20 protein-coding genes, 1 other RNA gene, 1 pseudogene and 1 riboswitch are annotated in these 24,158 nt (G+C 65.6%); of the genes and pseudogenes, 8 read left to right on the plus strand and 14 right to left on the minus strand.

Annotation, left to right across the window (positions count from 1 at the left end; translation table 11 throughout):
- Positions 1-274 precede the first annotated feature (274 nt).
- The 7 genes from J7360_RS06080 to J7360_RS06110 all read left to right on the plus strand — a co-directional run bounded on the left by J7360_RS06080 (position 275) and on the right by J7360_RS06110 (position 10,572).
- Positions 275-1,036, plus strand: coding sequence for an aldolase/citrate lyase family protein (locus tag J7360_RS06080; RefSeq protein WP_057659623.1), 762 nt, complete (start codon positions 275-277; stop codon positions 1,034-1,036).
- Positions 1,037-3,178: a TonB-dependent siderophore receptor gene (locus tag J7360_RS06085; protein ID WP_057659625.1), complete on the plus strand. Its 2,142-nt coding sequence runs from the start codon at positions 1,037-1,039 to the stop codon at positions 3,176-3,178.
- A 235-nt stretch (positions 3,179-3,413) separates the two neighbouring features.
- Positions 3,414-4,640 carry an ATP-grasp domain-containing protein gene (locus J7360_RS06090; RefSeq protein WP_057659627.1) on the plus strand — a complete coding sequence of 409 codons (1,227 nt, stop codon included), beginning with the start codon at positions 3,414-3,416 and terminating at the stop codon, positions 4,638-4,640.
- Positions 4,637-6,439 (plus strand): IucA/IucC family protein, encoded by a 1,803-nt coding sequence (locus J7360_RS06095; protein WP_057659629.1) that lies wholly within the window; start codon positions 4,637-4,639, stop codon positions 6,437-6,439. Before J7360_RS06090 ends, J7360_RS06095 begins: the two co-directional genes overlap by 4 nt.
- Positions 6,436-7,632 carry an MFS transporter gene (locus J7360_RS06100; protein WP_007964910.1) on the plus strand — a complete coding sequence of 399 codons (1,197 nt, stop codon included), beginning with the start codon at positions 6,436-6,438 and terminating at the stop codon, positions 7,630-7,632. The genes J7360_RS06095 and J7360_RS06100 overlap by 4 nt, the downstream gene beginning before the upstream one ends.
- The gene (locus tag J7360_RS06105; RefSeq protein ID WP_057659630.1) at positions 7,610-9,379 is read left to right on the plus strand and encodes an IucA/IucC family protein; all 1,770 of its coding nucleotides are present in this window, start codon (positions 7,610-7,612) and stop codon (positions 9,377-9,379) included. Before J7360_RS06100 ends, J7360_RS06105 begins: the two co-directional genes overlap by 23 nt.
- Complete coding sequence (locus tag J7360_RS06110; protein ID WP_209033451.1) at positions 9,376-10,572, plus strand: alanine racemase; 1,197 nt, start codon at positions 9,376-9,378, stop codon at positions 10,570-10,572. The genes J7360_RS06105 and J7360_RS06110 overlap by 4 nt, the downstream gene beginning before the upstream one ends.
- A 132-nt stretch (positions 10,573-10,704) precedes the next feature.
- On the opposite strand, the pseudogene J7360_RS06115 reads toward J7360_RS06110, so the two are convergent.
- Positions 10,705-10,826: pseudogene (locus J7360_RS06115) on the minus strand (IS5/IS1182 family transposase); the annotation flags it as partial.
- A gap of 470 nt (positions 10,827-11,296) precedes the next feature.
- On the opposite strand from J7360_RS06115, the gene J7360_RS06120 reads away from it, so the two are divergent.
- Positions 11,297-11,863 (plus strand): hypothetical protein, encoded by a 567-nt coding sequence (locus J7360_RS06120; RefSeq protein ID WP_033481123.1) that lies wholly within the window; start codon positions 11,297-11,299, stop codon positions 11,861-11,863.
- 9 nt (positions 11,864-11,872) lie between these two features.
- On the opposite strand, the gene J7360_RS06125 is transcribed toward J7360_RS06120, so the two are convergent.
- The 13 genes from J7360_RS06125 to btuB all read right to left on the minus strand — a co-directional run bounded on the left by J7360_RS06125 (position 11,873) and on the right by btuB (position 23,817).
- On the minus strand, positions 11,873-13,009 hold the full coding sequence (locus tag J7360_RS06125) for a hypothetical protein (protein WP_209033461.1): 1,137 nt from the start codon (positions 13,007-13,009) through the stop codon (positions 11,873-11,875).
- A gap of 443 nt (positions 13,010-13,452) precedes the next feature.
- Positions 13,453-14,187 (minus strand): adenosylcobinamide-GDP ribazoletransferase, encoded by a 735-nt coding sequence (locus J7360_RS06130; RefSeq protein ID WP_007963730.1) that lies wholly within the window; start codon positions 14,185-14,187, stop codon positions 13,453-13,455.
- Entirely contained in the window at positions 14,184-14,798 is a 615-nt protein-coding gene (locus tag J7360_RS06135) for a histidine phosphatase family protein (protein ID WP_007969601.1), read from the minus strand. The genes J7360_RS06130 and J7360_RS06135 overlap by 4 nt, the downstream gene beginning before the upstream one ends.
- Positions 14,795-15,841 carry a nicotinate-nucleotide--dimethylbenzimidazole phosphoribosyltransferase gene (gene cobT / locus J7360_RS06140; protein ID WP_007963726.1) on the minus strand — a complete coding sequence of 349 codons (1,047 nt, stop codon included), beginning with the start codon at positions 15,839-15,841 and terminating at the stop codon, positions 14,795-14,797. Before cobT ends, J7360_RS06135 begins: the two co-directional genes overlap by 4 nt.
- The gene (cobU, locus tag J7360_RS06145; protein WP_007963720.1) at positions 15,838-16,359 is read right to left on the minus strand and encodes a bifunctional adenosylcobinamide kinase/adenosylcobinamide-phosphate guanylyltransferase; all 522 of its coding nucleotides are present in this window, start codon (positions 16,357-16,359) and stop codon (positions 15,838-15,840) included. Before cobU ends, cobT begins: the two co-directional genes overlap by 4 nt.
- On the minus strand, positions 16,347-17,822 hold the full coding sequence (locus tag J7360_RS06150) for a cobyric acid synthase (protein WP_057663363.1): 1,476 nt from the start codon (positions 17,820-17,822) through the stop codon (positions 16,347-16,349). Before J7360_RS06150 ends, cobU begins: the two co-directional genes overlap by 13 nt.
- Entirely contained in the window at positions 17,819-18,802 is a 984-nt protein-coding gene (gene cobD, locus J7360_RS06155; protein WP_057663360.1) for a threonine-phosphate decarboxylase CobD, read from the minus strand. Before cobD ends, J7360_RS06150 begins: the two co-directional genes overlap by 4 nt.
- Positions 18,803-18,895: 93 nt before the next feature.
- Positions 18,896-19,810: an adenosylcobinamide-phosphate synthase CbiB gene (gene cbiB / locus J7360_RS06160; protein ID WP_022558695.1), complete on the minus strand. Its 915-nt coding sequence runs from the start codon at positions 19,808-19,810 to the stop codon at positions 18,896-18,898.
- Between the two features lie 70 nt (positions 19,811-19,880).
- Positions 19,881-20,492, minus strand: a complete 612-nt coding sequence (cobO, locus tag J7360_RS06165) for a cob(I)yrinic acid a,c-diamide adenosyltransferase (protein WP_057663358.1) — start codon at positions 20,490-20,492, stop codon at positions 19,881-19,883.
- Entirely contained in the window at positions 20,489-21,094 is a 606-nt protein-coding gene (locus tag J7360_RS06170; protein WP_209033453.1) for a hypothetical protein, read from the minus strand. Before J7360_RS06170 ends, cobO begins: the two co-directional genes overlap by 4 nt.
- Positions 21,094-21,678 (minus strand): hypothetical protein, encoded by a 585-nt coding sequence (locus tag J7360_RS06175; protein ID WP_022558692.1) that lies wholly within the window; start codon positions 21,676-21,678, stop codon positions 21,094-21,096. Before J7360_RS06175 ends, J7360_RS06170 begins: the two co-directional genes overlap by 1 nt.
- Positions 21,679-21,804: 126 nt before the next feature.
- A non-coding RNA gene (locus J7360_RS06180) (sX9 sRNA) lies at positions 21,805-21,879 on the minus strand.
- Between the two features lie 60 nt (positions 21,880-21,939).
- Positions 21,940-23,817, minus strand: a complete 1,878-nt coding sequence (gene btuB, locus J7360_RS06185; RefSeq protein ID WP_244667771.1) for a TonB-dependent vitamin B12 receptor — start codon at positions 23,815-23,817, stop codon at positions 21,940-21,942.
- Positions 23,818-23,930: 113 nt separating this feature from the next.
- Positions 23,931-24,154: riboswitch (cobalamin riboswitch) on the minus strand.
- Positions 24,155-24,158 lie beyond the last annotated feature (4 nt).

Here is a 24,158-nt window from a genome sequence, read left to right on the forward strand (position 1 = left end):
GCACAAGCTGCTTCTGGAGCTGGCGCGTCTGTACGGCGGTAAGCGCTGCATCCGACAGCAGCGGCGTCCGCCCCGGATGACCAACACGCCGAAGCCCGTCGGCGTCCAACGCCCGCGGGCTTTTCCATTTCTGGCAGACACTTCAGTTCGAAAACATCGGCTTGATCGCTGTTCCAAACTGCGACCAGGGCAGCAAAAACCTCCCTTCAGACACACTTGATAATCATTCCCATCAAGCGCAGGATGAGCGCCCGTTTACTTGACGGCCTCTTCCATGGCGGTTGCAGTCGGCATCCTCAATGCATTGCCAAGCGTGCAGCTCTGCGAGCTGCTGGGCCGTCTCGGCTATGGCTTCGTGGTGCTGGATCTGGAGCATGTGCTGCGCGCGCCCGACGAACTGGAGCATGCCATCCGTGCCTGTGAACTGTCCGGCTGCGAAGCCTGGGTGCGGGTGCCGGAGGTGGACGAAAAACTGATCGGCCGGGTGCTGGATGCCGGTGCGCGCGGGATCGTGATTCCGCGGGCCGAGTCTGCGGCGCAGATCGCTGACGCCGTCGCTGCGGCGCGCTTCCCGCCGCTGGGCCGGCGCGGCATCACCGGCGGCCGTGTCACCGGCTTCGGCAACGTCGATCTGCCCACCTACATCGCGCAGGCCAATGCGAACATCCGTCTCGTGCCGATGATCGAAAGCGCCGCCGGCGTGGCTGGCCTGCCGGAGATTCTTGCCATCCCGGGCGTGGCCCTGGTGATGGAAGGCGCGCTGGATCTGGCGCTGGATCTGGGTCTGGGCGCGCAGCCCACCCACCCGCAGGTGTGGCAATTGCTGCTGCAACTGCATGCAAAGTGCATTGCTGCAAACGTCCCGTTCTGCCCCAATCCGCGCACCGACGCGCAACGTGCGCACTGGCTGCAACAGCCACAGTTGCGCTGGATGCTGGCCGGCGAAGACCGCGCGCTGATCCAACGCGCCTTGCGCGGCCATTTGGCCAGCCTTGCCGTCCCCCAATCACCTCCCGCCTGCAGGAGCACGCCGTAGATGTCGACGTTCCGTTTCCACGCCCTGGCCATCGCTATCGCGGCGAGCACGCTGACGCTGCCGCAGCTGACGCGCGCAAGCGATACGCCGACGACCGATGCGCTTGATGCGACCGTTAGCGGCACGCCGATCCGTGCGCTGGACGCGATCCAGGTGCAAGGCAGCCTGCTCGGGCGCTCCAAGCCCGACGATGTGCAGCGTTATGCCGGCAGCCGCCAGGTGATCGACCGTGACCAGTTGCGCAATGGCGGCAATCGTTCGCTGGACGATGCCCTCCAACGCGTGCCGGGCATCAAGATTTTCGATGAAACCGGCACCGGCGCGCTGCCGCAGCTGATGCTGCGCGGCCTGTACGAAAGCCGTAGCGGTCGCGTGCAGGTGCTCGAAGACGGCATTCCATTGGCGTTGGCCCCGTATGGGCAGACCAGCCTGTCGCTGTTTCCGGTAGGACTGAACCAGATCGACCGCATCGACATCGTGCGCGGCGGCGCAGCGGTACAGTACGGGCCGAATAACGTGGGCGGAGTGATCAACCTGGTCAGCAAGGAGATCCCGAGCGCGTGGAGCACCACGCTGGCGCACAAGGTCACCGCCGGCGGCCAGGGCCGGTTCCTGCAGGACAGTGCGCTCAGCAGCGGTGGATATCTCACCGATAACTTCGGGATGCAGATCGATGCCAATCGCACCTATGGCCAGTACTGGCGCGCGCATAGCGACACCGACATCAGCAATCTGCGCGTCCGTGCCGAATGGTGGCTGGACGACACCAAGCTGCTCAAGGCCAGCGTGCAGCGGTACCTGGTCGACATGGATCTGGCCGGCGCGCTGAGCCCGGATGATTATCGGCGCGACCCGCGCCAGTCCACGCGCCCGCTGGACAGCTTCAACGGCCGCACCACACGTACGTCGCTGAGCTACGAACAGCTGCTGGGCGATTGGGGACCGCTGCAGGACGTGCGCCTGGACTGGAGCAACTTCAGTGCACTCAGCAGTCGCAATTTCATCGTCGGCATGCGCCAGGCCTCCACCGAAACCTGGCGCTCGGACCTGCCACCGCAACTGCGCCAGACCGCACCGCGCGATTTCCGCGTGGTCGGCAGCGAACCACGGCTGAGCTGGAGCATGGGCGATGCCGGTGGCGTGCGTCAGCAGTGGACTGCCGGGGTGCGTGCAGTGCGCGAGGACATCGATTTCCTGGTCGGCAATCTGCGTCTGAGCGACGGGCTGTTCACCACCGTGCGCGATTGGCGGTTCGAAGACCGCGCGTTGGCCGCATACGTCAGCAACGCCATCACCTTGCCGGGCGAGCGCGTGACGATCACGCCGGGCCTGCGCTACGAACGCCTGGATTCGCGCTATTTCAATCGCGCCACCGGCGTCAGCACGCTCAACCAGACGCGCGATGTCCTGCCCGGCCTGACGGTGGGCTTCCAGGCAACTGAGCAGTGGTTCTTCTACGCCGACGGGCAGCGCTCGATGCGCGCGCCGCAGGTGACCCAGATCATCTTCGGCAACAACCTGGATGCCGAACTGGCCTGGAATTACGAGGCGGGCGCGCGCTATCAACCCAACGAGCGCACACGTATCCAGTTGGGTGGCTATCTCATCGATTTCGATCAACAGATTCAACTCGACAACACCACGCGCGTGTTCCGCAACCTGGGCAAGACCCGCCATCAAGGTGGCGAGCTGGAATTGCAGTGGAGCCCTGAGCAACTGCGTGCGCTCACCCTCAACGCCAGTTATGCCTATCTGGATGCCAGCCAGGAATCGGGCGCCTTCCGCGGCTTGCGTGTGCCTTACACCTCCCGCAACCAGATCACGCTGGGCGGCACTTACGCGCTCGGTCACACCACTGTCGCGCTTTCCGGCTATTACTTCAGCAAGGCCTTCAGCGACGCGGCCAACACCGTGCAAGAGAATGCCATCGCGTCGGTGGGTCAGTTGCCGGCCTACATGGTCTGGAACACGCAAGTGAGCCATACCTTGTTCGAACGCGATGGACAGAAGTTCAGTGCATCGTTGGCGATCAACAATCTGTTCGACCGGCACTACTGGTTTCGTGGCGTGGACACCAGCCCCTGGGGGCGCCAGGCCGCGCCTGCGCGCACCGTCACTGCCGGACTGGAGTACACGTTTTAAACCTGCATCACGTGGCAAGCGCTGCACACGACCAACGCAAAGGCGTAGGTTGCGCGTGAAGCAACGGCGGTCGTACTGACAGCCGCCAAGACAACACGGCGTGCATGAGGCACGCGTCATTGCCGCAGCACGCGGCATGCGATCGACGTATCGCAGGCCACCCACCGCCGCCATGGCGCCAGGCAGCCCGTTTCAGTACCGGTTTCCCCCACCGTCCTGTCGAACGAGAGCTGCCATGACTGCGACATCCGCTGCACCGTTGGTGATCCTCACCCATGTCTGCCATCCGGCCATCACCGAAGGTTTCCTGCCGGCCGCGCACGCGCTGGGCCTGCCGGTGTGGTTGCTGACCGACCACCGGCTCGACCACCTGGCTTATTTCCGCGAGCATCCGAGCCATGCACCGCAGCAGGTGATCGAATGCGACGTGTTCAATCCGCTCGGCGTCCTCGACGTATTGCACGATGCAGGCATCGCCCCGCGCGCGGTCTTCAGCAATAGCGACCACCTGCAGACCAGCACCGCGCTGGTGGCCGCAGCGCTTGGCCTGCCGGGCAAGGACTGGCAGGTGTGCTACGCCGCCAAGAACAAGGCCGCGATGCGCCAACGCTTGCGTGCGAATGGGCTGCCCTGCCCATGGTTTTGCACGCTGGCGCCGGGCGCGGCGTTGCCGGCACAGATTCCATGGCCTGTGGTGGCCAAACCTCGCGAGGGCGTGGCGAGCCTGGATGTGCGCCACTGCGCCGATGCAGCGCAATTGCAGGCCTACCTGGACGATGTATGGCAGCGCCATCCGCAGCGCGCCGTGCTGTTGGAAAGCATGCTGGAAGGTGCGCTGTTTACGCTGGAAACGCTGGGCGATGGCAAGCGCCTGCAAGCCGTCGGCGGCTTCAAGGTGCGGTTGTCGCCGCCACCGCATTTCGTCGAATGCGAAGCGCAGTGGGATGCCGACGTGGACACCACGGTGATCGCCCAGGCGCTGCAACAGTTGCGCGCGTTCGGTGTCGGCTTCGGGCTGTGCCATAGCGAATTCATTCTCACCGGCGACGGGCCGGTTCTGGTGGAGATCAATTACCGCAGCATCGGCGACCGTCGCGAATTCCTGCTCGACGAGATGTTTGCCAAGCAATGGTTCAACGCGGCGCTGGCACCGCATCTGGGCCTGCCGTTGCCACAGCTACGCAGTGCCCATGCACATGCCTTGCTGCGCTACTACGTGGCAGAACACGATGGCGAACTGGTCGCCGCCAGCGAAGACCACCGCCAGCGCGATGCGCACAGCGACGTGCAGTACCGGCGGATGCGCGCACCGGGCGAGCGCATCCGCCTGAGCCATTCCAACAAGGATTACCTGGGCGTGCTGAGCGCGTTGGCACGCGATGCGCAGACCCTGCAACACGCAGTGGTGCAGGCCGAAGCGGGGCTGCAGTGGCGCATCGATGGCGCGGAACTGCGCGCATGAGCAGCATGGCCGACCAACGCTACATCGCCACCCGCATCATCGATGCCTGCCTGCGCGAAGACCTGCGCGGGATCGCGACCCGCGGCAGTGCCGCGGTACCGGACGCCGAGGTGCTGGCGCAGTGGACCGACCCCATCCCGGTGCAAGGCTGGTGGCGCATCGCCCACCTGCCCGGCGGCACGGTGTGGCTGCCGATCCATCGTCAAGGCGCGCTGCAGGACATCGGGGCCTGCGGCGACAGCTGGATTGTGCGCAACAACGACGGCGTGCATGTCGAACGTGGCGCACACGCCTGGTTGCAACGCCTGGGTGCACAGCTCGATAGCGAAACGCAACAGCTGCATCGCGCCTACGCCGACGAAGCCGACTGCGCCGCTGCGCACCGCGGGCTGGCGCGGCAGGCCTACCACGCGCAGGCACCGGCGTTGCGCACTGCGCTGCATCACCGCGATGCCGCCGAGCGCGCCTACCGCTGCGACCAACTGGCCAGCTACCGCGACCATCCGTTCTATCCCACCGCGCGCGCCAAGGCCGGGCTGGAGGCGGCCGAGCTGCGCCACTACGCGCCGGAATTCGCGCCGACCTTTGCGCTGCGTTGGCTGGCGATTCCACAGGCGTTGGCGCAATGCACCAGCGCCCCGCCGGCCGCGCTATGGCCGCAGTTCGAAAACCTGGGTCTGCCGCCGGAACTGGCTGCCACGCATCTCGCATGGCCCGTGCATCCGCTGGTCTGGGAGCGCTTGGAGCAGGAAGGCTTCGCGCTGCCCGAGGGCGTGCAGCGAGCGCCGAACGCCTGGCTGGACGTGCGCCCGACGCTGTCGGTGCGCACGCTGGTGCCGTTGCAGCATCCGCACCTGCATCTCAAATTGCCCATTCCGATGCGCACGCTGGGCGCCCTCAACCTGCGTCTGATCAAGCCGTCCACGCTGTATGACGGGCACTGGATGGAGCGCGCATTGCGGCACATCGATGCGGTCGACCCTGCACTGCAAGGCCGTTGCGTGTTCGTCGACGAGTCGCACGGGGGGCATGTCGGGCAGACGCGGCATCTGGCCTATCTGGTGCGGCGTTACCCAGCGCTGGACGATGCCACGCTGGTCCCGGTCGCTGCACTGTGCGCGCCCATGCCCGATGGCCGCCCGATGGCGATCCATCTTGCCGAACGTTTTGCGCATGGCGAAGTGCTGCGCTGGTGGCGCGACTACACCGAGCTGCTGCTTGCCGTGCATCTGCGCCTGTGGCTGCGTTATGGCGTTGCACTGGAAGCCAATCAGCAGAACAGCGTGCTGGTGTATGCCGATGGCCAAGCCACGCGCCTGTTGATGAAGGACAACGACGCTGCGCGGATTGCGCTGCCGCAATTGCGGGAAGCGCTGCCGGAGGTGGATGCATTGGGCCCGTTGCAGGATGCGCGTATTGCGGTAGACGATCCACAGGCGTTGGCGCAGATGTTCTGCACGATCGTGCTGCAGCTGGATCTGCAGGCGGTGCTGGAAGGCCTGGCCGAATGGCAGCCCGCGCTCCGCGCGCCGCTGTACGCGCAGTTGCAGGCCCAGGTCGCTGCAACGCTGGCGCAGGTGGAAGGCGACGGCATCGATATCGGCCCCGCACGCCGCCTGTTGGCCGCGCCACGGCTGCCGGTGAAGTACCTGCTCAGCGCCGGCAGCCTGCTCAGCAAGCAGCTCACCGGCGCCACCGACATCAACAAGTTCTACGGCGACAGCGCGCCCAATCCGTTCGGCGATGCGTTCGCCGATGCGCGACATCCGCCGCGCACGCAAGCGGGCGCGGCGCGATGAGGCGCATCCTGGGTCCGGTGCTGGCTGCGCATTATCTGGCGGCATTCACGGCGCTGGGCATGCCGCTGTTTCTGCCGCAGGTCTTGGCCGAACTCGCACCGTCGGCCGCCGTGGGCTGGAGCGGCGTGCTGTATGTATTGCCCACGCTTTGCACCGCGCTGACGGCAAGCACCTGGGGACGTTGGGCGGACCGCAATGGACGCAAGCGTTCGCTGCTGCGCGCACAACTGGGCCTGGCGCTGGGCTTTGCGATTGCCGGCTTCGCGCCGTCGCTGACCTGGCTGGTGATCGGCCTGATCGTACAGGGCACCTGCGGCGGTTCGCTGGCGGCGGCAAATGCGTATCTGGCCAGCCAGCCGCAGGCCGGCCCGTTGGCGCGTGCGCTGGACTGGACTCAATATTCGGCCCGGCTTGCCATGGTGAGTGCGCCGGCACTGCTGGGCCTGGCACTGGCGCTGGGCCCTGCGCAATCGCTGTATCGCGCACTGGCGTTGCTGCCATTGATTGCGTTTGCGTTGACGTGGCGACTGCCGGCCGATCAGCCTGCTGCGCGAGAACACACTGCCGGCACACCTGCTACGTCTTTGAAGCAGGCCGCTTCATCGCCTGCATCGCCGCGCACCATCGCCGCGCCCTCGTGGCCAACCCTGCTGCTCGCCCAGTTCTTGTTCTGCTTCGCGATGGTGGTGACGTTCCCGTATTTCATTCCGTATGCGCTCGCGCGCGGCGCAGGCCACGATGCGCTTGCCGGCCTGCTCTACAGCCTGCCGCATCTGGTGTATCTGGTGGTGCTGCCGTGGTGGCGACGCGGCGATGGCCAAGCATGGCTGCTGCCGGGCCTGGCGTTGTTCGCGGTGGCCTGCGTGTGGCAGGCGCTGTTGCACGATGCGCTCGCACTGGCAGCAGCGCGGCTGTTGTTCGGCTTCGGCATGCTGTTCGGGCTGCGTGGACTCAACCGCAGCCTGGCGCACATCGCCAGCGGGCATAGCGCCGGGCGACTGTTCGGCCGCTTCGATGCCTGCGGCAAATGGGCCGGCGTCTTCGCCGGTGCCGCCGCCGGTGCGCTGGCGCAGGCGTCCGGCCCCGCCACCCCTTTCCTGGCTGCCGCGCTGGCCGCGGCCACTGCTGCACTCACCGTTCTGGTGCGCTTCCCTTCGAGGAGAACTGCCGATGTCGCCGCACACGATGCATGACCCCTGGTACGACAGCATGGCCGACGCGCAGGCCTGCAGCTGCTGGTTGAACTGCTATCTGCGCGAATTCGCGATTCCGCAGCATGCGGTGCAGTTCGACTATCGCGGACTGGATCGGCCCGGCCCACGCGTGGCAGAACAACGCTGGCTGCGCATCGATCTGGGCGAGAGCGGTGCGCTGTGCGTGCGTATCGCCCATGCCGATCGCCTGGGCCGCTGCCGTTTCGCCTCCGCGCCGTTTCTCAAGAGCGCCGGCAAACCGTGGCATAGCCTGGATGCGCAAGCGCTGGCACGCTGCCTGCTGCAGGCCTTGGGCAGCGCGCAGGCCATCAACCCGGAGCTGCTGGCGCAAAGCGCCAACAGCCTGGCCGTCACCGCTGCATTATTGCGCCAGGCGCAGGTCACCCCCGCCACCGGCGAGGCGATGATCGACGCCGAACAATCGATGCTCTGGGGGCATGCGTTGCACCCCACGCCCAAGAGCCGCGAGGGCGTGGATCTGGATCAGGTGCTGGCCTGCGCACCGGAAGCGCGGGCGGCGTTCCAGCTGTTCTGGTTCCGCATCGACCCGCGCCTGCTACGCACACAGGGACGCGACGTGCGCGCGACACTAAGGCAGCTCTGCGGCAGCGACGATCTTTACCCCTGCCACCCCTGGGAAGCGCAGCGGCTGCTCGACGCCCCCTTGCTGCGCAGCTTGCAGGCGCGCGGCCTGATCGCGCCGGTCGGCCCGTTGGGCGATGCACTGCGGCCGACCTCGTCGGTCCGCACGCTGTATCACCCGGAACTCGCGTATTTCCTCAAGTGTTCGGTGCATGTACGGCTCACCAACTGCGTGCGCAAGAACGCTTGGTACGAACTGGAGAGTGCGGTTGCGCTCACCGAACTGCTGGCACCGAGCTGGCGTGCCCTGGCCACACAGGTGCCGGGTTTCGATGTGATGCTGGAGCCGGCGGCGACGTCATTGGACGTGGCCTCGGTCGATCCCGCATTGCATGCCGCCGACCCGCTGGCCGCACGCGGCCTGTCGGAAAGCTTCGGCATTCTGTACCGGCAAAGCATTCCCGCCGCGCAACGGGCACGCTGGCAACCGCAGGTGGCTGCGGCCTTGTTCACCTGCGATGCGCAGGGCAATAGCGTGTGCGCTGCGCGCCTGCGGGCGCTCGGCAGCGCGCAGATGGACCGCCCAACCGCAACGCTGCTGTGGTTCCGCGCCTATGCCGGGCTGCTGCTGGATGGGGTGTGGAGCGCGCTGTTCCAGCATGGCATCGCGCTGGAGCCGCACCTGCAAAACACCGTGATCGGTTTTGCCGGCGGCTGGCCGACGCGGGTGTGGGTCCGCGACCTGGAAGGCACCAAGCTGCTCGCCCATCACTGGCCGGCCGCGCGCCTGCGCGGCGTCGGCGAACGCGCACGCCAATCGCTGTACTACACGCCAGAACAGGGCTGGAACCGGGTGGCGTATTGCGCGCTGGTCAACAATCTGGCCGAGGCGATCTTTCATCTCGGCGAAGGCGATGCCGCACTCGAAGCGCGGCTATGGCAATGCGTGGGCGAGATCGCATTGCGCTGGCAACAACGCCATGGCGCGCAAGCGGCGCTGCAAGGCCTGCTCGACGGCGCACCACTGCCGGGCAAGAACAATCTGGGCACCCGTCTATGGCAGCGTGCCGATCGCCAATCCGACTACACCGCGCTGCCAAATCCCATCCCCCGCATCGCGGCGCAGCGGCAGGTGGCGGCGTGAGTCTGCAGATCGATACCGCCGCAATGCTTGCTGCCTTGCCGCAGGTGCGCGAACGCTGCGATGGCCAGATCTGCGCGTATGTCTACGATCTGGCCGCATTGGACAGGCATGCGGCCTGGATGCGTGCGCAGTTGCCGGCGCAGTGCGAACTGTTCTATGCGGCCAAGGCCAATGCAGAGCCACCGATCCTGCGCACGCTGGCACCCCATGTGGACGGCTTCGAGGCCGCCTCCGGTGGCGAACTGGCCTGGCTGCATGCGCAGCAACCACAGGCGCCCTTGCTGTTTGGCGGCCCGGGAAAACTCGACACCGAGCTCGCCCAGGCAGCCGCCCTGCCCGACTGCACCGTGCATGTGGAAAGCCTGAGCGAACTCGAACGGCTGGCGGAGGTCGCTGCGCACGCCGGCCGCTGCGTGCCGGTGTTTCTGCGCATGAATATCGCCGTGCCCGGCGCCCAAAGCACGCGCTTGATGATGGGCGGGCAGCCCTCGCCTTTCGGTCTGGATCCGTGCGATCTGCACGCAGCGATGCAGCGACTACAGGCGAGCCCATCGCTGCGCCTGACAGGCTTTCATTTCCATCTGATGTCGCATCAACGCGACGCCACCGCACAACTGCATCTGATCGCCGCTTACCTGCGCATCGTGCAGCAGTGGCGGCACACCTATGCGCTTGGCCCACTGCGCGTGAACGCCGGTGGCGGCTTCGGTGTGGATTATCTGGCACCGGACGCGTCGTTCGACTGGGCCGGCTTCTGCGCCGGGCTGCCTGCCCTGCTGCGCGACCATGGCACCGACCTGCGCCTGCGCCTGGAACCGGGCCGCTATGTCAGCGCCAGCTGCGGCTGGTACCTGATGGAGGTGCTCGATCTCAAACGCAGCCACGGCGCCTGGTTTGCGATCGCCCGCGGTGGCACGCATCACTTTCGTACGCCGGCCGCGCAAGGCCACGATCATCCGTTCCGTGTATTGCGCGGTGAGCGTGCGCCAGTGTTGCGCGAGACCCCGGTGACCCTGGTCGGCCAGTTATGCACGCCCAAGGATGTGCTGGCACGCGATCAGCATGTCGCCGCGCTGGCGCCTGGCGATTGCCTGGCCTTCCCGCTAGCGGGCGCGTATGCGTGGAATATTTCGCATCAGCAGTTCCTGATGCACCCGCCGCCGCAGAAGGTGTTTCTAACGGAGGGGCATTGACTTACCGCTTGCGGACGAACAACCCTCAGGCGTGCGTCAGCAGGCTCACAGGCAGATATGCTGTTGCCGCAATTTCCTGAGGGGATGGTCTGAATGGCCCACTAGACCTCTCAAATTCCAGCTTCTTGCATGTCAATGACGTGCAAAATGCTGCGTTTGGTGCGATTTCTGCAACTTTCTGGCGGTTTTAGCTGCTGCCAGGCAGCATTACCCCTGACCGGCAGCAATTGCCGGCGCACCATCCATCAGTTGGCCTCTGGCTCGGCTCTTGCCTGCGCCCTCAGACCCCGGCCAAGGATGAGATCGGCATGATTGAGTTCGACCCGCATCATCGTATAGATCTGACCAGCCCTCGGACCGGTTCTATTTCCTCGGTGATCGCCTGATCAATCCCCGAGGGTCGCGATCTGCTCCCGGAAGATTTGGCCTGGCTGTCGCTCACCGCCTGCCAAGCGCAGGAATGGCACCGGATGCTGGAAGCTGCACGCTCGGAACCTTTGCTCAACCGCACCGCGCTTGGACTCGGCACTGACCTTACTAGGCTTTGACACGGATAACTCATCATGGCCTGAGTCGACCTTCTTGTCAGTGTCCGTAAAAACGGGGTAGAACTCCCACTGCAATCCTGGAAGGCTAAGCTATGGCCCGTAGCCGCTTGCATGGGGTCACTACAAGAATGCACGAAGCCGTGTGTCAATGACCAATGAATGGAGAACGATTTCAGATGAAGAATTGGCTGATCGGCTTAGTAGTCACCATGGCATGGACTAGCCCCTGCGCTGCTCAAATCGCCCCTGAGTTGCTCGGGGGCGCGGATCCGAACAAGCCGATGTTCAGCGAATCCTTCTACAAAGGGATTGAGGGCAATTGGGTGCTGGTACGCGAACCCGTCAACACCGGTTACCACTGCTCGGTTAATTTCATCACGCCAGATTCCACCTTGTCGTTTCGCGGTCCCGCCGACGCTGGGATGGCGAAAAAGGGTCATGGCAGTCTTTGGTTCATCAGCGAGGCAATCCCCCCGGTGACAAAGCCCGAGATCGCTCCGATCACGTTGTCATCCACCAACCACCCTACGCAGAATGTTCAGGCCGCCCATGTGAGCATGCCTGGCCAGAGCAGTGGGGCGTTGTTGCTGACCATCGACGTGCAGAAATCGGTGGAGGAAAAGCCGGACAGTAATGAGCTCGCCATCCAGCTTCAGGGGAAAGAGGTGTTCCGGTCAAAAGTTGTCCAGTTGCAGCTGGCGTATCGCCAGCTTTCGGCTTGCATGAGCGCGGCTCGAAAATAGACCATGATCTCAGCCGTTTAGCACGTTCAAGATGTCGGTGCAGGCGCGACCCATCCCACTTGTGTCGCCACTTGACTCAACGAAGATATTCACATCGGCAACCCTCAGCATCCCGGCGCTGTCCGGGATCAGCGCATAGCAGACGTTGCAATTTTTATAACCGCCGCCATTGTAAGTCGCGCCGGTCACAAGATTCTGCCACATGACGCGATTGTCAAAGGCCTGCCCATAAGAGAGCGTCCGCGCGATCCCGGCCTGACGGACAGCGGGGTTGCCGTTCGCGGCGACGACCTCTTGCTCAGTCTTACCCAACCACACCTGGATCAGTAGCGATTCACTGCGCGATAAACGCCTTTTTCCACGGTATTCAGCGGCGATCTGAGTAAAGTCCATATTGGCCTTCATTGCTGCCAGATTGCCCTGCACCCTCCCCTGCGCTTCGGTTACTTGTTGCTGCATTTGGGCCAATTTTGCCGTGAGCGCTGCCGATTCTGCTGGCGTCAGCTTGCGGCCGCTATTGATCGCGGGCTTCGGCACATCGGACCATAGTTTTTCCCAGGTAAAGTCGGCAAGCGAACTCATCGACAGTCCATCGGGGACCGGTTCCAGTCCATTCAAGCCAATGGCTGCCAGTTTCGCTCGCAATGTATCGGACCTAATCACATGATCGACCGCCGCAGCTCGTTTGGCATCGCCAATGCTGGCAGTGTTGCAGGCTACATTCCATGCCTGTCGCATCGTGTAGCTGGTCGTGCTTTGCCAATCGGTGGGCTGGAGATCAATGATCGCCGGATCCTGTTTCATGGTCTTTGCGCCGCTGGCCACCCGGAATTCCACGGAATCCGGCGTGTCCAACATGCCGGTCGAATCAGCCTTGTGCTTGGGTGCGCCACGGCCGCGCCGAATCGAATTGGGGCATTTGAACTGAAGTTGATATTCCAACCATAGGGGTTGGTCGACCGCTTCATAGACCATCGTCAAATCAATCTGAATGACACGGTTTGAGTCAGGATTTGCGAGATCAGCATTGATCGGTGTGTGGTCCATAATTGCGTCACTGGCGTAGACGTTGACACGCTTTCCGGCTGCACCCTGCATATCGATCAGATACTTGCTGGCCCCGACTTGCGTTGCGATGACCATCATGCCCGCACCGATTACGAGCTTTGTGATTTGTCGTGTCATGAGCGCTTCCTTACCCGTTTTACAAACTCGCGTTCTACCGCGCACGTATGTTACTGATATCAAAACGTTCTCAAAATTTGAGTATGCAATTTTGAAGCTTCTGCCGTAACCTGGCGCTTCCAGGTCGATTGTGCTGCAGCGACGTCAGAAATGCTAAGCCTTGTTGCGGAACGCCCTCGTTAGGCTTGTAGACCAAGCGAGGGGCTTCTCTCAGTGCCGGGAAGCCAAGAGCGACGCTGGCGTTGCACCTGCGCCGGAGAACTCAGTAGATGACGTCAGCAGATGACGCACGCTGACGGATGCCGTTGGTCGCAGCGCCCACGGCCGCTACGCAAACGCAGACGATGCGCGGGCCGGGATCATCAGTCGGGAGGACGATTGCGTCAGCTGCAGCGCCTGCCTGGTCAAGCCGACCACAGCGCCAGCGTCACCAGCACGGCCGTTTCGGTCAGTTCCACCAATGCGCCGCAGGTATCGCCGGTCATGCCGCCAAGGCGTTTCAGGCAGGCGCGGCGCCAGAGTGTGAACACCAGTGCGGTGATACCAGCGCACAACGCCGCGGTGGCCAGCCCGGCAACGATGCACACCGCGGTGCCGGCGCTCAGCGCCAGCCACATGCCTGCACGAGGGGCGCCCGACAGCGCGCTGCCCAGCCCGCCGGCGCGCACATACGGCGTACTTAGGAACGCGGCAACCAGCGCGCTGCGCGCCAGTAACGGCGCCAGCCATAGCGTGGTCGGCGCCTGCGCCAGCAGGCTGGCCAGTGCGGCGCATTTGAGCAGCAACACCAGCACCACTGCGGTGACTGCCATCGGGCCGCTGGCGGGGTCCTTCATGATCGCCAGTGTGCGTCTGCGCTCGCCCATGCCGCCGACCCACGCATCGGTCGTGTCGGCCAGGCCATCCAGATGCAACGCGCCGGTCAGCCATACCCAGGCGCTCAACAGCAGCGCTGCGCCCAGCAACGGCGCCACCTCGCGCAGGCACCAGGCCAACCCGCACACCACCCCACCGAGCAACACGCCCACCAGCGGGTACCAGCACAGCGAGCGCGCCTGCGCGCCTGCGCGCGTGAACACCCGGGCGGGCACCGGGATGCGGGTCAGAAACCCGATCGCCGCCAGCAACCCGTCGATCATTCGGTGTCGTGCGCCGGTGGCAATGCCGTGGATGAGACCGGCGATCTCAAGCCGCCAGCCGCGTCGGTCGGCGGCCAGGCCAGCGCATGCAGCGACGCATGCGGCACTGCCAGTTCGGTCATCCGGCAGAACCCACTTCCGGCGACCAGGCACTGCAACGCGCGGATGGCGCCGCCGTGGGTGACCACCAGCACGCGCTGTGCCGGGTAGCGGACGACGATGGCATCGAGCGCGGCTGACAGGCGCGCGCAGAAGTCGGTAAACGGCTCGGCCTGCGGTGGCGGATCGCGCACCGGGTCGGCCCAGAAGCGGCCGAGCGCTTGTCCTTCGTCGCGATCGATGTCGGCCACGGGCACGCCCTGCCAGCGGCCAAAGTGATATTCGCGCAGGCGCGGCTCCAGCTGCAGCGGGATGGCACGCGCTTGGGCAAGCTCGGTGGCGAACAAAGCGCAGCGCTGCAATGTGGATGCCACGACTGCGTCCCACACGCCATCGGCAGTGGCCGCACGCAATTGCTGCCAGCCCAGTTCGGTGAGCGGGTCGTCGAGCTGGCCGCGATAACTGCGCTGCCCGGTATCGCCATGCCGCAGCAAGGTGATCTGTGCGCTCATGCGTCCGACACCCCGGCTTCGGCGAAGGTCGCCATGCCGTTGTGCAAGGCGCAGGCGCTGCGCAGTAGCGGAATCGCCACCGCCGCGCCGCTGGCTTCGCCCAGACGCAGATCCAGTTGCAACAAGGGCTCGGCATCCAGCGCACGTAGCAGTGCCGCATGCCCACGTTCTTGCGAACGATGCCCGAACAACAACCATTCGCGCACGCCGGGATTCAGGCGCGTGGCCACCAGTGCCGCCGCCGTGGTGATGAAGCCATCCACCAGCACCGGGATGCCGGCCTGCGCGGCGGCGATATAGGCGCCGACGAGGGCAGCAATTTCGAATCCGCCCAGGCGACGCAGACGCTCCAGCGGGCTCGATGCATCGGCATGCAAGGCCAGCGCACGCGTGATCACGGTGGCCTTGTGCGCGATGCCTTCGGCATCCAGGCCGGTGCCTGCACCGGCCATCGCCTGCGGGAACTGCGACAGCAAGGCGCAACCCAGCGCCGCGGCAGAGGTGGTGTTGCCGATGCCCATCTCGCCGCCGACAAATAGCTGGGTATCGCAGCTCCTGGCCTGCGCGATGCTGTCGGCACCGGCGGCGAGCGCATCGCGCAGTTGGGTGGCCGTCATCGCCGGCTGTTCGCAAATATTGGCGCTGCTAGGCGCGATCCAGGCACGCCGCACCCGCGGCAGGTCGCCGGGGTCGTTGACCACGCCCAGATTCACCACTTCCAGCCGCGCGCCCAGCTCGCGCGCCAGTACCGCAATGGCGGCGCCACCGCGTGCGAAATTGCGCACCATCTCGCCGGTAACCGCCTGCGGAAATGCCGAGACCCCTTCGGCCGCTACGCCATGGTCGGCGGCATACACCGCGATCCAGACCCGCTGCGCTCCTGGCCGTTCGGTGCGTTGCCAGGCTGCCAGCTGCACCGCCAGGTGTTCCAGCCGGCCCAACGCGCCGTGCGGCTTGGTCAGCTGTTCCTGCCGGGCAAGCGCGGCAGAGCGCATGCGCGGGTCCGGCACTGCGCAGGCACCAAAGATCCAATCGCTAGTCACACGCGCTCTCCTTTCAACACCATCGGCAACCCTGCCACCACCAACACCACACGCTCGCACTGTAGCGCCAATGCCTGATGCAGCCAGCCAGCCTCGTCCACAAACCGACGCGTGAGTTCACCCATTGGCACGATGCCCTGCCCCACTTCGTTGCTGACCAGCAGGATCTGCCCCGGCAACTGCGGCAGCGTTGCCAGCAGCGCGTCGCGCTCGCGCGCGAACACGTCCGCATCCGGGTGACCAAGCAGGTTGCTCAGCCACAGGGTCAGGCAATCCACCAGCACGCAGCGGTCCGGCGCGGCATGCGCCTGCAGGCTTGCCGCCAGCGCGATGGGCTCTTCCACGCACTGCCAATGCGCCGGGCGTTGGCTACGGTGATGGGCAATGCGCCGATGCATTTCCTCATCGAAGGCTTGCGCTGTAGCCAGGTAGGTCACTGCGCGCCCGGACGCTGCCGCGATGCGCTCGGCCAGTGCGCTCTTGCCCGAACGGGCGCCGCCAAGAATCAGGTGCTGCATGCCGCCTCTCTGCTGATGAGGCGTGTCAGTGCGGCGGTATCCAGATGCGTGTGCACCGTATCGGCCAGACGTTCCAGGCTGGCTTCGCGCAGCGCTGCAAGATCCAGTGGCGCGGCCTGCGCCAGACCGGCCCATGCCAGCAATGCAGCCAGTGCCTGCGGGTGATCGAACACACCATGCACATAGGTGCCGAGCACCTGGCCATCGTCGGAGATGGCGCCATCGGTACGCCCATCGTCCAGCTGCAGCAATGGCCGTGCCAGCGCAGCGCCGCTGCTGATGCCGCAGTGAATTTCATAGCCGCTGACACCGGCATCGCCCAGCAGCAGGCGCCCGTGCACGCGATGCAATTGCTTGTGCGGCTGCAGCGTGGTTTGCAGCGGTAGCCACCCAAGACCTGGGCTGCTGCCCGCTGCGCCTTCGATCCCATCTGGGTCGTGGAGATGGGTGCCCAGCATCTGCAGCCCGCCGCAGATACCGAGCAGTTTTCCGCCATAGCGCAGGTGACGGGCGATGGCGGCGTCCCACCCATGCGTGCGCAGCCACTGCAGATCGCACCGGGTGGATTTGCTGCCCGGCAGCAGGATCAGATCGCACGGCGGTGGCGTCTGCCCAGGACCGATCAAGCGCACATCCACTTGCGGATGCGCCAGCAACGCGTCGATGTCGGTGTGATTGCTGATGCGCGGCAGCACCGGCACCACCACGCGCAATTGCGCCTGCGGTTTCTGCGGCGCGTTGCGCGGCACCGCGTCTTCGGCATCCAGCTGCAGGCCGTGCAGATACGGCAAGACGCCGAGCACCGGCTTGCCCGTTTCGCGCTCGAGCCATTCCAGTCCGGGCTGCAGCAGCGCCAGATCGCCGCGAAACCGATTGATCACAACACCGGCAACGCGTGCGCGCTCGCTGGCCGATAGCAACGCCAGCGTGCCGACCAGATGGGCGAACACGCCGCCGCGGTCGATGTCGGCCACCAGAATGACGGCGCAATCCACCGCTTCGGCATACCCCATGTTGGCGATGTCGTTGGCGCGCAAATTGATCTCGGCCGGGCTGCCGGCACCTTCCACCAGCACCACATCGAAGCGCTCGACCAGGCGCTCATGCGAGGCCAATACCGCCTTGAACGCGGTTGCCTTGAAGGCGTGATAGCCCACCGCATCCAGCGTGGCGACCGGCTGCCCATGCACGATCACCTGCGCACCGGTATCGCTGTTGGGCTTGAGCAATACCGGATTGAAATCGGTCTGCGGCTCCAGCCCGCATGCCTGTGCCTGCAATGCCTGCGCGCGGCCGATTTCGCCACCGTCCACCGTCACTGCCGAATTCAGCGCCATGTTCTGCGGCTTGAATGGCGCCACCGCAATGCCCTGCCGATGCAGCCACCGGCACAGCGCGGCCACCAGCGTGCTCTTGCCCGCGTCGGAGGTGCAGCCCTGCACCATCAGTACGCGCGCGCTCATGCCAGCACCTGGCGCAGAGCCGCATCCAGACGCGCCTCGCCCGCGGCATCGGGGGGAAGACCGAAGCGCAGACTGGACGGTGTGTCGAACAGCCGCGTCAAAATGCCGCGTTGCGCCAACGCGACGTGCAAGGTGGCGGCGTCATCGCGCCGGCACCACTGAAAGAACGCCGTGCTTGCGGTAGGTACGATCGCATGCGCATGCAACAGCTGCGCAAGCCGCTGCGATGCCGCGTGCAGGCGCGCACGTGCCTGCAACTGCCACGGCGTATCGGCCAATGCCTGTTGCACGGCCCACCGTGCCGGGCCGCCGAGCGCCCATGGCCCCAAGCGTTCGCGCACGGCAGCCAGCACTGCGCGATCTGCGCAGACAAATCCCGCACGTGCGCCTGCCATGCCGAAGAACTTGCCCACCGAGCGCAGCACGACCAGACCGGGCCGTTGGGTGAAGGCGCATACGCTATGTTGCGGGGTCGCATCCATGAAGGCCTCGTCGATCACCAGCCACCCACCGCGTGCTGCAAGCCGCGCATGCAGCTGCAGCAGCGTGTCGGGATCGAAGCGTTCGGCGCATGGGTTATTGGGGTGGATCAGCACGATCACATCCAGCGTCTCACCGGCTTGCAGCAACTGCGCAGCGCTCATCGGCACGACCGGATGTCCGGCACGCTGCCATGCCTGCGCATGCTCGGCGTAGCCAGGCGTGAGCACGCCGACGCGGCTGGGTGCGCGCAGCAGCGGCAAGGCCTGGATCGCCGCCTGCGAGCCGGCCACCGGCAGTACCTGCGGCGCGCCGTAATATGCAGCCGCGCGTTCGGCCAGGCCATCGTCGTCTTCGGGCAAGCGCTGCCACACGTGCTCCGGGATGGCGGGCACTGGCCATGCGAACGGGCTCACGCCGGTGGACAGGTCCAGCCACTGCGCGAGCGGAATGTTGTAGGCCTGCGCAGCGCGGCGCAGGCGCCCGCCGTGTTCAAGCATTGCGTACTCCTGGTGGCGGAACGGCGCGACCTGCGCCGTCGTGAACGGTGCGCCGGTGCAGGTTGGTGAAGCACCAGACCATCCGCGTGCCGATCATCGCATCGCCAGCGCGGTTGCCAGCACGCCCAGCAGCAGCCAGAACGCGACACCGGCACGCACCAGCCGCAACCCACGTTGCACGCTGTTTGCGCTTGCCGCCGCGCCCTCGCCCAGCGCGGGGCGTGCCTGCCAATGGCCGTGGTACGGCGCAGGCCCGCCCAGTTGGACGTGCAGCGCGCCTGCACCCGCTGCCATCACGGGGCCGGCATTGGGGCTTTTCCAGCCACGTCCCTGCCGCCAGGCGCAACGCAGGCCCGCGCGGGTGCGACCCAGCACCGCATAGGTCGCTGCAGTCAGGCGCGCCGGCAGCCAGTTCAACGCATCGTCGATGCGCGCCGCAGCCCAGCCGAAGTTGACATAGCGCGGCGTGCGATAGCCCCACATTGCATCCAGCGTATTGGATAGCCGATACAACACCGCTCCCGGCGCGCCCAGCACGACGCCCCAGAACAGCGCGGCGAAGACGGCATCGCTGCCGTTCTCCAGTACCGACTCGGTCGCTGCGGCAGCGACCTGGGTCGCGTCCAGTGCGGCCGTATCGCGGCTGACGATACGGCCCACTGCAGCGCGGGCGGCAGGCAGATCGGTGACCTGCAGCGCATCGATCACCGCTTGCGCATGTTCGCCCAGGCTACGCAGGCCCAGCGCCAGATACAGCGTGATCGCGACAAACCCTGCCGCCGCCCAGGGCGACACGCACCACAGCCCCCATTGCACCACTGCAGCGACACAGGTCAACGGCAACACGCTCACGCACCACGCCAGGATGCCGGCGCTGCGACGGTCGCGGTGCAGGCGTGCTTCGACACGTTGCGCCCAGTTGCCGAACAGCACCAACGGATGTCCGCGCCGCGGCTCGCCAAGCAGCAGATCCAGGAGCACGGCAGCGGTGGCAATCACCAGCAGCATGGCGTGCAGTCCCGGCGCATGCCAGCCAGCATGCCGAGCCATCCAAGGCGTTGCATGCGCACGCTCACGGCTACAGCTCGACGCCGAGCTGTGCCTTGATGCCGGCGTTGAAGGCGTGCTTGACCAGGCGCATCTCGGTCACGGTATCGGCCGCCTCGATCAACCCGGCCGGCGCGCCGCGCCCGGTGATCACCACGTGCTGGCCGGGCGGCCGCGCGGCCACGGCGGCAAGCACCTCATCCAGCGCGATGTAGTCTTTCACCAGGGCGATGTTGAGTTCGTCCAGCAGCACGAAGTCGTAGCGCGCATCGGCCAGCATGCCGCGCGCGAGCTGCCAGGCGGCCTGCGCGGCGGCGATGTCGCGTGCGCGGTCCTGGGTTTCCCAGGTGAAGCCTTCGCCCATGACGTAATAATCGAGCAGATCCGGAAAGCGACGGAAAAACGCTTCTTCGCCGGTCGAAAACGTGCCCTTGATGAATTGCACGACGCCGCAATACAGCCCATGCCCAAGCGAGCGCGCCAGCATGCCGAAGCCGGACGAGCTCTTGCCCTTGCCATTGCCGGTATTGACCAGCAGCACACCGCGGTCGATCACCGCACGTGCGATGCGCCGGTCGACCAATTGCTTCTTGCGCTGCGCACGTTCGCGATAATGCGCCTGATCGTGCTCGGGGATGGTCATGCACGTGCTCCAAGGGGTGGACGTGCGCCAGCGGCGCGTCGTGCAGCCAACAGGGTGAAGGCCAGGCCGACATAGCCGGCCAGGGTTGCAAGGGCGTGTGGATAGTCCGCCGGCACGCGCGCAATGAACCCGCTCAGCGTGGCATGCGGGTAGCGACCAGACAGAAAATAGAGGCCGGCTTTGGAGAGCAGATAGGCGGCGCTGCCGCTGATCAGCAAGGCCAACAGCGGCCCGACGACACGACGCCAGGCCTGGCGCTGCAGTTGCAACGCAGACAGCAGGCCGCCCCACCACAACGCGGCGTACGCCAACGCCAACGCCCAGTACGCCGGCGACAGGCACCAGTCGCTGCTGCTGCCCGAGGCCAGGCCGATCAAATCCAGCAGCGATACGATCCCGAACAGCAGCGGCAACATCCACAGCGGGCGTAACAACGCTCCGGCCAGAAAAAACACCGCCCATGAAGCCGTGGGCAAGGCATCCACATTCGCAACATGCTCGCCGCGCGCACAGACCATCAAGACCGCAAGTGCGATGCCGCACGCTCTGGCCGCTGCGCCGTGCAAAGGCAACGGCGTCTCAGCTGCGCGCCGCGCCATCATCATGACACTTCCGATGGCGCGGAGAACGGCGTTGCGGCGCGCCAGCGCAGCACGCACCATGCGGCTGCCAGCACCACCGCCAGATACAGCGCTGTCGTACGCACGAACAGCGGCCCCCACTGCCAGGCGCGCTGCAGATACTGCGCCCAGTGCGGGTCGGTGTAGCGCCCGCCCCACCAGTAGAACGCGCCATTGGAGATCAAGAACGACAGCACGGCGGCCAAGGTGCCCAGACCCCAGGTGATGCTCAGCGACGCAGCGCTTGGCCGCACACGTGCGTGAGTCGCGCGCCCGGCGTACCAGAGCACGCCGTAGGCCACCGGCAATGCCGCGTAGGCCGCCGTGATGCAGAAGTCGCTGACGCCGGCCAGGCGCACCGCAGCCCAATCGATCGCCACCGACACCCCCAGCAAGGCGACGAAGTAGCCGTGCCGCCGCAATGCCAGACCGCCGAGAAAGAACACGGCCATGGATGCATCCGGCAGGTGCAGCCAGTCACTGACATGATGGAAGCGGGTCGCGGTCATCAGCAGCATCGAAGCGATGAACAACAGGCGTTCGGAAGAGCGGGATAACGGCGGCATCGATGGTCTCCTTCAGATTTTAGATCGCCACCCGGATGGCGCAACAGACATCAGGCAAATGATTGCCCCCTGCAAACCGTAACGATCCTTGCATCCAGCAGCAAGCGCCGACTGCGCGTTTAGACCGGCTAACAAAATGTCGTGAGCAATCGCCAGGTGAACGCGGACAGCGCGAGCAACCGCGGTGTCCGCCTGGTCCAGGCGGATCCGGGCACCGCCCGCGCCCATCCGGTGGCTGCGCAGTCGTGTTGCCGACGGCTCTCAGTGCGCCGGTTGGTAGCGGAAGGTCAGCAGATAATTGCAGCCTGGCTGGGCGTACCAACGTGCGGTTTCGTAGTGGCGGTCGAACACATTGTTGGCGGCAAATTGCACCTTCCAGTCCGCATTCACTGCATAACTCACGCGCAGATCCAGCAAGCCGTAGCCGGCCAGGCGATCGGTATTGGCCAGATCGTCGTAGCGTGCGCCCGATCCGAACAGGCTTGCGCCGATGCCGAATACACCGATGCTGCGGTCGGCATCGATGCGCCCGCTCTGACGCGCACGCCGCGGCAACCAGTTGCCATGATTGACCTCGCCATCGGCCTGCGGCGCAAGCCAGGTCAACGCGCTACGCAGGGTCCAGCCGGCCAGCTCGGTGTCGTAGCCGGCTTCCACGCCGCGAATGCGCGCCCGATCGATATTGTTCGGCTGCCCGAACGGATGCGTCGCATCCACCAACGACCCATCGTAGGCGATGAGGTCGTCGATACGGGTCTGGAACGCGCTGAGCGTCCAGGTGCCCCAGTCGTAGCGACCGCGCAGACCGAGCTCGGCACTCTTGGAGGTTTCCGGCCCGAGCAGCGGGTTTCCGTAATCGGGGTAATACAACTCATTGAAGGTGGGCGCCTTGAACGCAGTGCCGTAGCTGGCGGTCAGGCGTAGATGCTCGGCGACATCCCAACCCCACAGCAGGCTGCCGGTGGTCTTGCCGCCGAACTGGCTGTTGTCGTTGCGACGCAGGCTGGCCTGCAGCGATTGGCTTCCAAACGTCTGCTGCCATTGCGCAAATGCGGCGCGGTCGATGCGGCTGTCGGAATCGTAATTGTCGCTGCTGGCGATGGCGTCGCGCTGCCAATCGAAGCCGACCGTGAGCAGACCGGGGCCGGTGTCGAGATCGGCCTGCAACGCACCCTGCTTGCGGCGGGTGTCGTAGGTCGACAGGTAGGCGCCTTGGTAGTACGCATCGCTCAGATCGGCACTGCTGCCCACGCTGGCCGTGAGCTTGAGCGCATCGCTCGGCGCGTAACGCACGCGGCCGCCGATGGCCTGCTGCACGCCCTTGCTCAGATTGCCGCCGAATGCCGAACCGTCGTATTCGTTACGGCTCTGCGCGCGCAATACATGCACATCGGCATCCCACTGGCGATTGAAACGCCAGCCGCCCTGCGCGCTCAACGAATCGTTGCGATAGCCGTCGCGGTCCGGGTCGTAGGCGCTGGAGCTGGTATCCAGATACGCGTTGATACCATCGGTTTCGTCGTGCACGGCGTTCACCGAATACCAACCACCGGCGTCGCTCAGATCGCCCGGGCTGCGCCCCGCAATGCCCGCGCCGTAGCGGCGCGCGTTGTCGCTGCCGGCCGCCACGCTCAAGGTCGGCACGAAACCGCCTTGCGGACGCCGGGTAAAGATATGGATCACCCCGCCCAGCGCTTCGGAGCCATACAGGCTGGAAAACGGGCCACGCACGATTTCGATGCGTTCGATCTGCTCGATCGGCAGATCCTGCAACGCCGCGCCGCCAGCGGTGGCCGAGCCGATGCGCACGCCATCGATCAGCACCACCACATGGTCTGCCTCGGTGCCGCGCAGGAACAGCGAGGTCGCCTTGCCGGGTCCGCCGTTGTTGGCCAGCGACACGCCCGCCTCGCCGCGCAACAGGTCCTGCAGCGAATTGACCTGACGACGCTCGATCTGCGCGCGGTCGATGACCGTGACCGGCGCCAGCGTCTGGTCCTGGGTCTGTGCGGTACGCGAGGCGGTGACCACGACGTGGTCCAGATCGATGACGGCCTCGGCGTGGGCCACAGTGGCAACGCACAGCGACAGCCCCACGGCGAGCACGGCACGAGGCGGCGAAACGGAAGAAAGGGACATCAACTGCTGCTCCTGGAACCGCGCCAACCCGCGCGTGGGCAATCGGGCGGCAGGCAGCAACGGGCCAAGCGTCCGGCGCGCAGCGTCAGACGAGCAAGGCCACGCCCACCGCGTGCCGGGTCAATCCCTCAGGCCGGTCTCCGGGCTTGCGAGTGGAAGCTGGCGCCTCCGATGCCGCGCCTTCCCATGCGACTGCACAGTGGCGTATTGCGGCATCTGACCTCGCCCACCGTTGCGGGGGCAGCTCCGGAATTGCAGTTCGCCAAGGCGACACGCGCACCGGATTCCCGTTTAAACCACCGGCCAACCGGCAGTCACCTCAGGGGCGCGCATGGTAGCAG

Source organism: Xanthomonas sp. D-99 (assembly GCF_017746145.1).
In the GTDB taxonomy this organism is placed as follows: domain Bacteria; phylum Pseudomonadota; class Gammaproteobacteria; order Xanthomonadales; family Xanthomonadaceae; genus Xanthomonas; species Xanthomonas cissicola.

Excerpts from the sequence above, each read along its gene's own strand:
- J7360_RS06080 (WP_057659623.1), top strand. The coding sequence starts at position 275 with ATGGCGGTTGCAGTCGGCATCCTCAATGCATTGCCAAGCGTGCAGCTC.
- J7360_RS06085 (WP_057659625.1), top strand. The coding sequence starts at position 1,037 with ATGTCGACGTTCCGTTTCCACGCCCTGGCCATCGCTATCGCGGCGAGC.
- J7360_RS06090 (WP_057659627.1), top strand. The coding sequence starts at position 3,414 with ATGACTGCGACATCCGCTGCACCGTTGGTGATCCTCACCCATGTCTGC.
- J7360_RS06095 (WP_057659629.1), top strand. The coding sequence starts at position 4,637 with ATGAGCAGCATGGCCGACCAACGCTACATCGCCACCCGCATCATCGAT.
- J7360_RS06100 (WP_007964910.1), top strand. The coding sequence starts at position 6,436 with ATGAGGCGCATCCTGGGTCCGGTGCTGGCTGCGCATTATCTGGCGGCA.
- J7360_RS06105 (WP_057659630.1), top strand. The coding sequence starts at position 7,610 with ATGTCGCCGCACACGATGCATGACCCCTGGTACGACAGCATGGCCGAC.
- J7360_RS06120 (WP_033481123.1), top strand. The coding sequence starts at position 11,297 with ATGAAGAATTGGCTGATCGGCTTAGTAGTCACCATGGCATGGACTAGC.
- J7360_RS06125 (WP_209033461.1), bottom strand. The coding sequence starts at position 13,009 with ATGATGGTCATCGCAACGCAAGTCGGGGCCAGCAAGTATCTGATCGAT.
- J7360_RS06130 (WP_007963730.1), bottom strand. The coding sequence starts at position 14,187 with ATGATCGACGGGTTGCTGGCGGCGATCGGGTTTCTGACCCGCATCCCG.
- J7360_RS06135 (WP_007969601.1), bottom strand. The coding sequence starts at position 14,798 with ATGAGCGCACAGATCACCTTGCTGCGGCATGGCGATACCGGGCAGCGC.
- cobU (WP_007963720.1), bottom strand. The coding sequence starts at position 16,359 with ATGCAGCACCTGATTCTTGGCGGCGCCCGTTCGGGCAAGAGCGCACTG.
- J7360_RS06150 (WP_057663363.1), bottom strand. The coding sequence starts at position 17,822 with ATGAGCGCGCGCGTACTGATGGTGCAGGGCTGCACCTCCGACGCGGGC.
- cobD (WP_057663360.1), bottom strand. The coding sequence starts at position 18,802 with ATGCTTGAACACGGCGGGCGCCTGCGCCGCGCTGCGCAGGCCTACAAC.
- cbiB (WP_022558695.1), bottom strand. The coding sequence starts at position 19,810 with ATGCTGCTGGTGATTGCCACCGCTGCCGTGCTCCTGGATCTGCTGCTT.
- cobO (WP_057663358.1), bottom strand. The coding sequence starts at position 20,492 with ATGACCATCCCCGAGCACGATCAGGCGCATTATCGCGAACGTGCGCAG.
- J7360_RS06170 (WP_209033453.1), bottom strand. The coding sequence starts at position 21,094 with ATGATGGCGCGGCGCGCAGCTGAGACGCCGTTGCCTTTGCACGGCGCA.
- J7360_RS06175 (WP_022558692.1), bottom strand. The coding sequence starts at position 21,678 with ATGCCGCCGTTATCCCGCTCTTCCGAACGCCTGTTGTTCATCGCTTCG.
- btuB (WP_244667771.1), bottom strand. The coding sequence starts at position 23,817 with ATGTCCCTTTCTTCCGTTTCGCCGCCTCGTGCCGTGCTCGCCGTGGGG.